The organism is Corynebacterium sp. MSK297 (assembly GCF_030232885.1).
GTDB lineage: Bacteria > Actinomycetota > Actinomycetes > Mycobacteriales > Mycobacteriaceae > Corynebacterium.
In genome coordinates, this window is the sequence record NZ_JASPGD010000018.1 from 1 (window position 1) to 11,329 (window position 11,329).

Annotated in this window: 11 protein-coding genes and 1 tRNA gene; 7 read left to right on the plus strand and 5 right to left on the minus strand. The window is 55.9% G+C overall.

All coding sequences use genetic code 11. The features are described 5' to 3' along the window. Window positions 1-92: 92 nt before the first annotated feature. Window positions 93-248, minus strand: a complete 156-nt coding sequence (locus QP888_RS11225) for a helix-turn-helix domain-containing protein (RefSeq protein ID WP_350338249.1) — start codon at window positions 246-248, stop codon at window positions 93-95. Window positions 249-369: 121 nt separating this feature from the next. Between QP888_RS11225 and QP888_RS10770 the strand changes: the two genes are divergently transcribed. Beyond that, window positions 370-702: a helix-turn-helix transcriptional regulator gene (locus QP888_RS10770; protein WP_284813565.1), complete on the plus strand. Its 333-nt coding sequence runs from the start codon at window positions 370-372 to the stop codon at window positions 700-702. Here QP888_RS10770 and QP888_RS10775 read toward each other — a convergent pair. After that, window positions 668-740 (minus strand) — tRNA-Lys (locus QP888_RS10775). The genes QP888_RS10770 and QP888_RS10775 overlap by 35 nt on opposite strands. A gap of 526 nt (window positions 741-1,266) precedes the next feature. Between QP888_RS10775 and QP888_RS10780 the strand changes: the two genes are divergently transcribed. Together QP888_RS10780 and QP888_RS10785 are read left to right on the plus strand one after the other, a co-directional pair. Then, on the plus strand, window positions 1,267-2,412 hold the full coding sequence (locus tag QP888_RS10780) for a L,D-transpeptidase (RefSeq protein WP_284813566.1): 1,146 nt from the start codon (window positions 1,267-1,269) through the stop codon (window positions 2,410-2,412). 122 nt (window positions 2,413-2,534) lie between these two features. Continuing rightward, complete coding sequence (locus tag QP888_RS10785) at window positions 2,535-4,943, plus strand: ATP-dependent RNA helicase (RefSeq protein ID WP_284813572.1); 2,409 nt, start codon at window positions 2,535-2,537, stop codon at window positions 4,941-4,943. Window positions 4,944-4,946: 3 nt separating this feature from the next. Here QP888_RS10785 and QP888_RS10790 read toward each other — a convergent pair whose 3' ends face one another. Both QP888_RS10790 and QP888_RS10795 read right to left on the minus strand, forming a co-directional pair. Continuing rightward, the gene (locus QP888_RS10790) at window positions 4,947-5,615 is read right to left on the minus strand and encodes a GntR family transcriptional regulator (RefSeq protein WP_284813567.1); all 669 of its coding nucleotides are present in this window, start codon (window positions 5,613-5,615) and stop codon (window positions 4,947-4,949) included. A 23-nt stretch (window positions 5,616-5,638) separates the two neighbouring features. Further along, complete coding sequence (locus QP888_RS10795) at window positions 5,639-6,214, minus strand: hypothetical protein (protein ID WP_284813568.1); 576 nt, start codon at window positions 6,212-6,214, stop codon at window positions 5,639-5,641. Between QP888_RS10795 and QP888_RS10800 the strand changes: the two genes are divergently transcribed. Continuing rightward, window positions 6,113-7,135, plus strand: coding sequence for a DNA cytosine methyltransferase (locus tag QP888_RS10800; protein ID WP_284813569.1), 1,023 nt, complete (start codon window positions 6,113-6,115; stop codon window positions 7,133-7,135). The genes QP888_RS10795 and QP888_RS10800 overlap by 102 nt on opposite strands. Further along, the gene (locus QP888_RS10805) at window positions 7,122-8,012 is read left to right on the plus strand and encodes an NgoMIV family type II restriction endonuclease (protein ID WP_284813570.1); all 891 of its coding nucleotides are present in this window, start codon (window positions 7,122-7,124) and stop codon (window positions 8,010-8,012) included. Before QP888_RS10800 ends, QP888_RS10805 begins: the two co-directional genes overlap by 14 nt. A 258-nt stretch (window positions 8,013-8,270) precedes the next feature. Here the strand turns inward: QP888_RS10805 and QP888_RS10810 are convergent, their stop codons facing one another. Next, window positions 8,271-9,236 carry a tyrosine-type recombinase/integrase gene (locus tag QP888_RS10810; protein WP_240482825.1) on the minus strand — a complete coding sequence of 322 codons (966 nt, stop codon included), beginning with the start codon at window positions 9,234-9,236 and terminating at the stop codon, window positions 8,271-8,273. Window positions 9,237-9,812: 576 nt separating this feature from the next. Between QP888_RS10810 and QP888_RS10815 the strand changes: the two genes are divergently transcribed. Both QP888_RS10815 and QP888_RS10820 read left to right on the plus strand, forming a co-directional pair. Then, window positions 9,813-9,998 carry a helix-turn-helix transcriptional regulator gene (locus QP888_RS10815; RefSeq protein WP_121910508.1) on the plus strand — a complete coding sequence of 62 codons (186 nt, stop codon included), beginning with the start codon at window positions 9,813-9,815 and terminating at the stop codon, window positions 9,996-9,998. 211 nt (window positions 9,999-10,209) lie between these two features. Further along, on the plus strand, window positions 10,210-11,295 hold the full coding sequence (locus tag QP888_RS10820) for a hypothetical protein (protein WP_284813571.1): 1,086 nt from the start codon (window positions 10,210-10,212) through the stop codon (window positions 11,293-11,295). Window positions 11,296-11,329 lie beyond the last annotated feature (34 nt).

An 11,329-nucleotide genomic window follows, 5' to 3' on the forward strand; every position in this document is an offset into this window, starting at 1 on the left:
GCGGCCATCGTGGTTATCCCTTTCGAGGAAGTGTGGTTATGGAATCGAAAGGTACTACGGTGGCCGTCGGCATCATTGATGAGGGCCCACCGTCAGTTACAGATACACCACACTAAAGGACGCAACCATTGGCGGCCGTTGAGCTGTTCAACCGGGTCTATGTGACCGTTGCGTGTTCTCCAGGTCAGAGTCGACACGGCAATACCGAGAATTTTCGCGGCTTCCTGTGTCGTAATACATTGGTCCATGGCTAATTTTTAGCAGTGCCACTAAGTGTCATGCAGCTATTATTTAGTGACCTGCATAGAGATGCTGGTATAAAGGTTATTCATCTTGCTAATATTGATCATTCAATTTAAAGTTAGCACTATGACCAAAGCAATTAACGTAAAGGGCCAAATACCAGAATGGCGAGTGCAGGACCGGCTAAAGCGCGCGCGGGAACACGCGGGGTTAAGTCAAGTAGAGCTTGCTCAATTGATTGGTGTGTCTAGAGCAACGTTAGGGAATGCCGAGCAAGGCGTCAGAGATCTAAAACGGCCCGTGCTAATCGCAATTTCTTTCGCTACGGGCGTATCTCTTGAATGGCTTGAAAATGGCGAAACCCCAAAACGAAGAAAGTCTCGAGACACCGAAATAGGAACGATGTCTCGAGACTTCACAAGAGTGCGCCATCAGGGAATCGAACCCCGAACCCACTGATTAAGAGTCAGTTGCTCTGCCAATTGAGCTAATGGCGCGTAAGTGTTGATCTCTCAACTCTTACTGTTGAACACTCTGTGTAAAACACCATATCGTGTGCAACGAATAAGTACTATAGCAGAGCTTAAAGAATGAGAAAAATCATGGTTCTGAGCTGCTTTTTTGGTCCATTGTGGGGCGATGTTGGGGTCTTATGATGCCGTGGCTGAGCGGTGTCTTTTTCGGTGCTAACAAAACTGGTGTGGGAAACGATTGATTAATAAGACCCTGGTTATGCAACGATTCGGTTGCAAGTGTATAACTCATCACGCATAAGCACCGGAGACCCGGCTTTGATGGGTTAATCTCGCTAGAACTGTCAAACAGTGCCAAACAGGGCCTAGCAGCACCGAGCAGTGCTTAACAACGCTTAATGGCGGGGCTGCCACTGCTCGGGCTCAATCCCAACAGCCTTAGTCCCAGTAGCCTCAACTGTGATGAATAGATTGTGCCTGACGGTGTAATCAATAAGATGCAGCCGTGTGCTGCGAAAGGAGCTCCGCGTTGACCTTCTGGTCTAAAACAGTGTCCACCCTCGCAATCGGAGGGTTCGTGTTAGGCCTTGCGGCCTGCGCAGATACCAGTTCTGACGCGCAGCATTCGTCGGCAGCAGAAAGCCAGAGTGTGGAAACCCCGCCGTCGATCAGCGTGAAAGACGGCGCCACGGAAGTAAACCCCACCGTTCCTGTTGAGGTCACCGGTGAAAACAAGCTGAAGTCCGTCACGATGGTCAATGAGGTTGGCTACGAGGTGGAATCTGTTCTTTCTGAGGACGGAAAAACGTGGAAAACCGACGAAGTTCTCGGTTATAACCGCAGCTATACCATCAAAGCCACCGATGTGGAGGGCAACACGGCGTCGGCAAGCTTTACGACGCCACAGCCAACCAGCCAGTCCGCTGTGTCGATGGTGCCGCTTCCGGATTCCACAGTGGGCATCGGCCAGACAATCAACTTCCGTTTCGCTGGCACGGTGTACGACCGCCAGGCGGTGCAGGATGCAATCACTATTGAGACTTCCAATGACACCGTTGGTGCGTTCTACTGGATCAGCAACAGTGAGCTGCGCTGGCGCCCGAAAGAATACTGGGAGCCAGGAACCAAGGTCAGCGTCGACGCCGATATTTATGGCGTGAACATGGGCAATGGCATGTGGGGTAGTAAGGACAACTCCGCGAGCTTCACCATTGGTGATGATGTGCGCGCGGTCGTCAACGATGCCACCAAAACGATGACGGTTACCCGTAATGGCGAGACGCTGCGCAGCGTGCCGGTGTCGTTGGGTCGTCCGGAGTATGCGACCCCAAACGGAACCTATTTGGTGGGCGATCAACACAATGAGCTGGTGATGGATTCCACGACCTTTGGACTGACTGGCGAAGGCTCGTATCGTACCGAGGTGAACTTTGCGACGCAGATGTCGTATTCCGGCATCTACGTGCACGGTGCACCGTGGTCGGTGTGGGCGCAGGGCAAATCTAATACCTCGCACGGCTGCATTAACGTCACCGATGCCGATGCACAGTGGTTTATGAACACCGTCAAGCGCGGCGACGTCATCGAGGTGAAAAACACCAGCGGTGGCACCCTGTCGGGCTACGACGGGCTGGGTGACTGGAATATTGACTGGGAAACGTGGTCGGCGGGTAATGCCGATGAGATCAGCTCCTAGTAGTCGCCTGGTCAGACGCGATGGCACCAGGCACGGTGGCAGACCGCGTCGTAGCCGAGCCCAACAACGGGGACTACCAGCACTAGAATCAATACTAGAATGCGTGAATAACTATGACGCGCATTTTTGATCTCACACGCATCGGTGCAGGCCTGCCTGTTGCCGAGAGCATTGCTAGTTTGCCTGCCGACGGCAACGTCGTCGTGCACGCCCCACCGGGGACGGGTAAAACCACTCTGATTCCACCGGCGCTGGCAAACCAGGAGGCGCAAAACTACGCCACACAGAACGCGCCCAGCGAACGAGAAGCCTCCGACGTCGGCAAGATCATCGTGACAGCCCCGCGCCGAGTGGCTGTGCGTGCGGCCGCGCATCGGCTGCGAACCCTTTCCGGCCAGCCGAAGCTTGTCGGCCATGCCATCCGGGGAGAATCCGTGCCGGGTAGTGCGGTGGAGTTCGTGACCCCGGGGGTTTTGCTCCGCCGTTTATTACTTGACCCGGAACTTCCTGGGGTGGCAACTATAGCGATTGATGAGGTCCACGAGCGGCAACTCGATACCGATCTGGTGCTGGGCATGTGCCTGGAGCTGGCCCAGTTGCGCGATGATTTCCGCGTGATCGCGATGTCTGCCACCGTGGATGCGCAGCGGTTTTCCCAGCTCATGGATGCACCGATACACGTCACCGAGGCAGCCATTCATCCTCTGGAAATCAATTATGCTCCGGCGCCCGGTCGGGCGGCAGGGGAGCGTAGTTTTTACCGCCACGTCGTGCAACAGGCTGCCGAGCAAGCGTCGGCAAGCGCAGGGTCGACGTTGGTTTTCGTGCCAGGGGTTCGGGAAGTCAACCAAGTGTGTGCGGAATTAGCCACGCTTGTCGACGCCAAACTCCCGGTTTTCCCGCTGCATGGCCAACAAACCACCGAAGAGCAAGACCGCGCGTTATATACCGATAGCAGGCGCATCGTGGTGGCAACCTCGATCGCGGAATCGTCGCTGACGGTGCCTGGGGTGCGAGCTGTCGTCGATGCTGGCTTGGCTCGTATGCCGCGGCGTGATGCGCAGAGGGGAATGTCGGGGTTGGTGACGTCGTCGACTTCCAAATCTAGTGCCGATCAGCGCGCAGGACGTGCCGGGCGCGAGGGGCCGGGAACCGTCGTGTGCTGCTATTCGCAGGAAGATTACCAGCACTTCGCGCCGCATACGACCCCAGAAATTCTCAGTGCGGACCTCACCCAAGCAGCCCTATTTTTGGATACCTGGGGCGCTGGCGAGGATTTTCCCTTGTTGGACCAGCCGCCGGCCACAGCGATGGCTACTGCCCGCGCCACCTTGCAGCGCATTGGGGCGACGAAACAACTGGCTCTCTTGCCGACGGACCCGCGCCTGGGCGCCGCGTTATTGCGTTTTGGTGCAGGGGCTGCGGAGACCGTCGCGAAATTGGACGAGAACCCGCGCGGAGATATCGCTCGGGTGCACGCCCAGAAACGGTTAGTGCAGCGCCTGGACGCTTTGGTACCAGATTTGGGGCCGGCGGATCCGGGAGCAGTGGTGGCTGCCGCTTTCCCCGAACGAGTAGCCCGCGCTGTGTCTGCCGGGGCATCCGGCCCTGGTTCTGGCTCTAACTCTGGTCCTAGCTCTGGGGCTGGGACTAGCCGCGAATATCTTCTGGCGAGTGGTACGCGGGCGCGCTTGTTGTCGGATTCCGGTCTGGCGGATGCAGACTGGCTTGCGGTTGCCGAGATTTCGTTGTCGAACGCCGGAAACGCGATCATTCGGTCCGCCGCGCGGATTACGGAAGACGATGCCCTGGAAGCCATCGGAGTGGAAGAAACCACAACCGCGACGGTGGACGGCGCCAAAATTCGAGGCAGAAAGCGTCGACTAGCCGGAGCAATCGAGTTATCTTCGACACCGGTGCATGTCACTGGCGACGCCGCTGCCGAGGCTTTAGCAGAAAGCATTCGGGAACACGGACTCGGTTTATTCAAGTGGTCGGCGTCGGCAAGCAACTTATACCACCGGCTGCACCATTTGCACGAGCACTACGGCTTGCCGTGGCCGGATGTGGCGGCGGAAGATCCAGCTATCTGGTTGGCTCCGGAATTAGACAGGATCGCTGCGGGAATGCCGATTGGAAAGGTTGATCTGTACCCCGCGTTGCAGCGGCTTTTGCCTTGGCCCGAAGCCACGCGGTTGGACGAGCTAGCGCCGGAGCGTATGCCGGTGCCGTCGGGACGCGGCGTGCGCCTGGATTGGTCCGACGAGCGCCCGGTGGCAAGCGTCAAGCTGCAGGAATGCTTCGGGTTGGCGGAATCGCCGGTGTACTGCGGCAAGCGCGTGCAGTTTCACTTGCTTTCGCCAGCGGGGCGACCGCTAGCGATTACCGACGATCTCGCGAGTTTTTGGTCCGGGCCTTATGCCGGGGTGCGCGCAGATATGCGAGGGCGCTACCCAAAGCACCCGTGGCCGGAAGATCCGTGGCAGGCAACCGCGACGGCAAAAACAAATGCGAAGCTGCGCAAAAACTAATGCTTAGTCAGCCCATTCCTTACGCACGTGCCCGATGTGAGTGCGCACGATGGCTTCCATCGCGTTGGCATCTTGCTCGAGTGCGGCATCGATCATCGCTTCGTGCTCGCGGGAGCTGGCAACCAAACTGTCCGCTTCGGCGAGCCGACGCAGGCCGGTGACACGGCTGCGGGTGCGCAGGCTGGATACTGTTTCCACGATTACCGGGTTTCCGGCTAGCGCCAGGAAATCACAATGGAAGCGCAGATCCGCTTGCAAATAGGACACCAAATCGCCGCGTTCGGCGGCGTCGTTGAGCTCGTGTGCCAGCGCCCGTAAATCTTCGACTTTTTCTGCGATTTCGCCGGTGCAGATCCGCGCGACTTTCGCCATGGTAGGCACTTCCAACAGGATGCGGGCCTCGGCGGCACCGTCGAGGATCTCGTCGGAAAGCTCGGTCACCTTATAGCCGGTATTACGCATTTTGGTGACCATGCCCTCGCGTTCGAAATACAGCATGGCCTCGCGCACCGGGGTCGCGGAAACCCCCATTTGCGCGGCCAGTTGTGGCGCCGAATAAATCTGGCCAGGGGCGAGCTCGCCGGAGATCAGTCCGGCGCGGATGGATTCGGATACTTGATCACGCAGGGAGGTCGCGCGAGCAGAAATCTGGGGGATCTGAGCGTGAGCCATGGTGCAAGTTTACGTGGCGCTGATTAGGCCTGCGCGGATACTTTCTCGGCGATTGCTTCTGCAAGTGCGAGATCTTCCCACGGCATGCCAGTGAATTTGAAAACGATGGGTTTATTGCGTGTGACGTTCACTTTTCTACTGACGACGTCGGCGTAGCTCAGCAAATCGTTTCTGTTAATGACGCCTTCGTTCAGCGGCTGAATGATATCGCCGCCTTCGCGCAGGGTAGCGCCCATGTCTTCCACGATGACCGTGGCGGAGGCAACGAGATCAGATGCCAGCTCCCGCGCCTGTGGTGAGTGCGATCCGACCGCGACAATGACGGCATTGTCCGAAACGTCGTCTTTGGTCGGTATCGGTTCCGATGCGGTGGTGGTGCATAGAATGAGATCCGTTTCGCGGGTGGCTGTGGGTGCAGGTTTTATACACCTGCCGTTAGATCGAACTATTATTCGAAAAACTGTTTTCGTGTTATTTACTTGGCCTAGTATGAAAGCATGTATACCTCGTTGGAAATTTGTGCTGGGGCAGGAGGGCAAGCCCTGGGACTTGAACGGGCGGGCTTTGTTCACGTAGGCGCTGTCGAGAACGATGTGCATGCTTGTAATACCCTCCGGGCTAACCGTGACCATGATGGGCTTAAGCCTCAGCAACGCTGGAATGTCGTTGAAAAGGATGTTAAGGAGCTCGATGGGCGGGAATATGAAGGCATTGACCTTTTAGCCGGTGGTGTTCCTTGCCCACCGTTTTCTATTGCTGGCAAGCAAATTGGGGCTGATGATGAGCGCGATTTGTTTCCAAAGGCGCTGGAACTCGTTCGGGATGCCCGTCCTAAAGCGGTTCTGCTTGAGAATGTACGCGGTCTTGGCCAGCCACGTTTCCAGAATTACCGGGAATCGATCTTGCATGAGTTGGAATATGAACTCGGGTATAGAGCGATGTGGCAAATGATAACTTCAGCCCACTTCGGGGTGGCACAACTACGCCCCCGGTTTGTGTTGATGGCGGTGCGGTCTGAGTTCTGGGATTATCTATCCTGGCCTACACCGGCCCAGGGCAGTGCAGTTACCGTGGGGGAAGCTCTCTACGAGCTTATGGGTGCAAACGGCTGGCCCGGGGTAGATGCATGGTCTGCAAAAGCCAATTCTATCGGCCCGACTTTGGTTGGTGGATCCAAGAAACATGGCGGCCCAGATCTTGGCCCGTCACGGGCTCGGAAAGCGTGGGCTAACTTGGGTGTTCGCGGTACATCGATTGCTGAGGCGGCTCCCGGGGCGGATTTCCCTGTAGATGAATCTCCGCGTCTTACCGTGCAGATGGGTGCGGTTTTGCAGGGTTTCCCGGAAGATTGGCAATTTACTGGCGGCAAGACAGCAGCGTGGCGTCAGGTCGGTAACGCATTTCCGCCCCCGGTTGCCCACGCTCTCGGGAATAGCCTAAAGAATGCGCTTGACAAACAGCCTCGGTCGGGGCAAGCCGAAATCGATCTCAACTTAGGGGAAAAGTATGGCGCTGATTAGTGATGCGCGGAAGCGACTGCATGCGGCACTGATCAAAAGCGGTACGTTGTCCGTTACATCTAAAATGGTCAATAATAAACCACTTTTGGTGGCGAGCTTCTCAGACAAGAGTCAGGCTAGTTCCAGAGAAATCGGACTTCGTGTCGCGGAGGCGATTGGTACTCTTGATCCAGTTGAAGCCCTGGCAGGCCAGACCAGCGGCAAAGCGTTTGAGGACGGAGTAGCGGACTTCATGCGAGAAGTTTTGCCATATTTGACTCCAATTCGTCCCGGAAACTGGGACGTTAAGTGTGTAGGCGGTAAGCGAGGGGCTTATCATCTGGCGGAATTTGAGCCTTATACACACCTGAATGAGCTGGCGAGGGCTATCAAACTTGATAGAACCCTAGAGACGGTGCTCGGCAATAGTTACACGATTTCGCCTGATGTATTGGTTATCCGTAACGCAGAGCCGGATGCCAGGATCAACCGTGACGCTGAAGTTGTCGACCAAAAGAACGCCCTCCACTCAATTATTAGGGCGGAGGGAAGCAATCCAGCCCGCCATAGAATTGTGCACGCACTGATCTCCTGCAAGTTCACAATGCGATCTGACCGGGCACAGAACGCTCGATCTGAGGCACTTAACGTCATCCGCAATCGTAAAGGTCGTACCCCGCACATCACGGTGGTGACCGCGGAGCCGAGCCCATCTCGATTGGCGTCTTTAGCGTTAGGGACAGGAGATATCGACATGCTTTATCACATTGCACTTCCTGAATTGCAAAAAGCCGTCGCCGAGGTCGGTAACGATGAAGCGATTACGATGTTGAACATCTTGATTGAGGGAAAACGCCTCCGTGATATCTCTGATTTGCCGCTCGATTTAGCTGTCTAGGGTGCGCGGTCAGCAGCAATACGAAAAACACCCTCTTGGTAGCATTTCTGCGGTCAAGAGGGTGTAACTTTGGGGTGGCTGACGGGGCTCGAACCCGCGACACCCAGGGTCTTGACGCATAACTTCAGTACCTGTACGTATTGGAAAGTAGTAGCAGGTCTCAATCGTTTTTCGTACGGCTATGTACGTGTTGCTACGTACTGTTACTGAGGGTTTAAACGTACTTTTTAGCGTACTTCTACGTACGTCTACTGAGCGCTACGACCTCGCTTGTGCGGTCGCGCGGATCAGTGCTTCCACGTTGGCCCGGTCGTTGTAATACTCGTCTGCGACTTGCTCCGTGTGACCGAAAATGTCCGCCCGTGTCCTAGCGTCCATTACGTCCGCGTACACACCGTGTAGCGTCGCTCTCCACGAATGACTGCGCAGGTCTACAAGGATCGTCACGCCCGTCTCGTCGGCTATCTGACGATACAGCTCCGGTACCTTGTCGTCGGCGTTGGTCGCGTCCCACGGCTTCGCCGTCGTTGTTGGTGACCCCACTACGTACCGCTCGTCGTCTTCGCGATGCTGTCTCAAGTAGTCCGTCACGTCGGCTCTCAGGATAGGGATATAGCGCCCTTTTTCTTTGCCCTGACGCCCCTTAACAATGTCGCGCGTCGCGTTGATGATGACGTTCTCGCCGTCGTCTTCGACGTGCTTCCACCGCAGCCGGTTAGCTTCGGAGATGCGCAGGCCGGTCACTGCTTGTAGTAGTGTTAGCCGTGTGATACGCGCATGCGCGTTCATCGTTGATTGTCGCGCACCGCCCTTCTTTGGCTCGATCAGCGGTCCCGAAACGTCACGCGCTAGTAAGTGCTGTACAACTGCGTCGTATTCACCGTTAGTGAGTGTTCTACGACCACCTTCTCCGGCCTTCCCCTGTGCTCGGATGTCGAGCCTTGCCCCGCGTATGGGGTTGCCTGAAATGACTCCGTCGCGGACCAGCGCGTCGGCAATGTAGGTAGAAAGTATGGTTCTCGCACTCGATACGCTGCCCGGATGTGTGCGCGCGATCGCTTGTAGTGTGCGCTCTAACACCCTGAACTGCATCGCGTCAAAAACGCTGTAGCCCTTGAGTTCAGCCGCGACCAGGTTGAGCGATGCGAGATAACGCCGTTTTGATAGGTCTTTGAGCTGCGACGACTCTTCGATTTTCGGCCGTGTGACTTTCTCGATGTACACGTTCATCGGTGTACGCGGTGTCCACTCTGTTGAGGTTGTAGACAACAGCTCGTCGGCTTTGCGCCGTGCGCGTGCGCGTACTTCGCCTTTCGTCTTTGCCTTCGACCGTCGTTGTATGATCCTGCCGTCGTGTAATCGGACTGACCAGTCCAGCTGGTATCCGGTTTTCGTCTTTCTCGGTGTGGCTCGGTCGATCGATGTATGCCCCGGTTCGATCCGGGTTTTCGCTGTAGTGCTCATACCCTTTAACGTACTTTATGATCCGGGTTGGAAGGTACTTGCATCGTAAAGGTAAGTGCGTTACAGTAGGCACTGCGCATAAGTTCTTGTTTTTGCTAGAGAACTTTCTAAGACGCTAAGAAACTAAATCGTACACATGCCGGTAACATCCGGAGATGTCGCTCATCGCGCCCCTAAGCAAGGTAATCTCGTGTGCGAGGCTGACAGGAACTTAGTGGTAGTGGGTCGCACCCACGTAAAGCAATTTTTGAGCACGGGAACCGTAGACCGCCACACATAGAAACCGGGAAGGCGTTACCTCCTGCCGGATAGCTTTGCTATCCCAGGAGATTTTTTATGTCCCCGGCTTTTCTGAAAACACCAGAAGCTGCTGTCTATCTCGGTCTGTCGCGCCGAACGCTCGAACATTGGCGCTACCAGGGTGAAGGCCCTCGCTACTCTCGTCTCGGTCGATCTGTCGTGTACGCGGTCACCGACCTCGACGATTTCACCCGCGCTCGCGCTGTCGGCGGTGGTGCATAATGCAAAAGGGAACGGCCCCCACCGCTGTGAACCGTGAGAGCTGGAGCGTAGATGCTTCAGTTGTCAATGTATCACCGGAGATTCGTGAACGTTACGAACAAATCGAAAATGATGCTGTCGGTTGGGACACCCGGTTGGTCGATTTCCAGTCGGACCAGCGTGGAAAATTGACCGATTTAGCCGTCGTTTTACACCGCGTAAATGCCTGGGCGTGGATGAAAATGACCCGGATCTCATCATCAAACAAATGAATGATGATGAAGATCATTCGAACATCGAGGGTAAAATCGCAGGTCAAACCATTCGAACGCGATCAGGCCAAAATATCCTACGAGGCTGCAGTTTGGCCTGGCCGGATGGCCAGGTCCAAAATGGTACCGGTTCAACTGACGTCGCTGACGATTTCACGAGTGTTGACTTTGGCTCTCTAGCTAGCGTCCGCGCGATGGGTAGTGGTGAAAAGCGTCTCGTCATCGGTTTTGATACCGAATTCGTCAGCGACGACGGTGAGGGTCGCCGCGACATTGTGAGCTACCAATTCAGTTGGATTGATCCGCTCGACGGTACGGAACATGAAGTCGTGATTATGCCCCTTGAGGGACAGCGGCTTCTTGTTGATAGCTGCTTTTACGCGATCTCTCTGCTTGGGAAACTCGAGCGCTACGCCAACGGTTTTAAAGATGTTGGTGAAATTGGTACCTCGGACATGGACCCGCGCGGGATTCTGCGGTCTGAGCTTGGTAAGGATCGTCTACGGGATTCGTTGTTCAAGCGTGCTTCGATTCGTATCGTGCTTGCCGGTCATTTTCTGAACGTCGATGCGACCGCTTTCCGTCGTCCAAAACGTCGGTGCGATGACATCTTGCATGAACTTACATCCGCTGGTGGCGGGCTTGTGAGCCTGCGGCCGGTCCGTGTCGTTCGTACCTCAGGGTTTGGATCGTTCCGGCGTCTTCTTCCCTTCAGTGTTGTCTTCCGTGACACTCGCAATCAGGCGTCTCCAGAACATAAGAGTTTGGAAGCGCTCGGTGATGCGTGTGGTGTTGAAAAGCTCGACGTTGGCGCTGCCATTGAGGACATGGAAGCGCTGTCACGCGAGGATCTGCCGCGGTTGCTCGACTACGCAGCGAACGATGCGCGAATTGTGGTCCACTACCTAGGCACCGTCTGGGGCTACAACACAACCCCGCCGGTCACCATCTCGTCTGGTGGTGCGCGGGCGCTCAAGTCTGGGATTTTGAAGTTTTGGCGGGATTGGAGTGGGCTGGAATATCGGACCAGTGACCTTAACTGGTAACCTCGAGATTTTCTTTCTTCCAACACTCAACAAA

Bases quoted from the DNA above. Each gene is read 5' to 3' on its own strand.
- QP888_RS11225 (WP_350338249.1), bottom strand. From the start codon at position 248: ATGGACCAATGTATTACGACACAGGAAGCCGCGAAAATTCTCGGTATT.
- QP888_RS10770 (WP_284813565.1), top strand. From the start codon at position 370: ATGACCAAAGCAATTAACGTAAAGGGCCAAATACCAGAATGGCGAGTG.
- QP888_RS10790 (WP_284813567.1), bottom strand. From the start codon at position 5,615: ATGGCTCACGCTCAGATCCCCCAGATTTCTGCTCGCGCGACCTCCCTG.
- QP888_RS10800 (WP_284813569.1), top strand. From the start codon at position 6,113: ATGTATACCTCGTTGGAAATTTGTGCTGGGGCAGGAGGGCAAGCCCTG.
- QP888_RS10795 (WP_284813568.1), bottom strand. From the start codon at position 6,214: ATGCACATCGTTCTCGACAGCGCCTACGTGAACAAAGCCCGCCCGTTC.
- QP888_RS10805 (WP_284813570.1), top strand. From the start codon at position 7,122: ATGGCGCTGATTAGTGATGCGCGGAAGCGACTGCATGCGGCACTGATC.
- QP888_RS10815 (WP_121910508.1), top strand. From the start codon at position 9,813: ATGTCCCCGGCTTTTCTGAAAACACCAGAAGCTGCTGTCTATCTCGGT.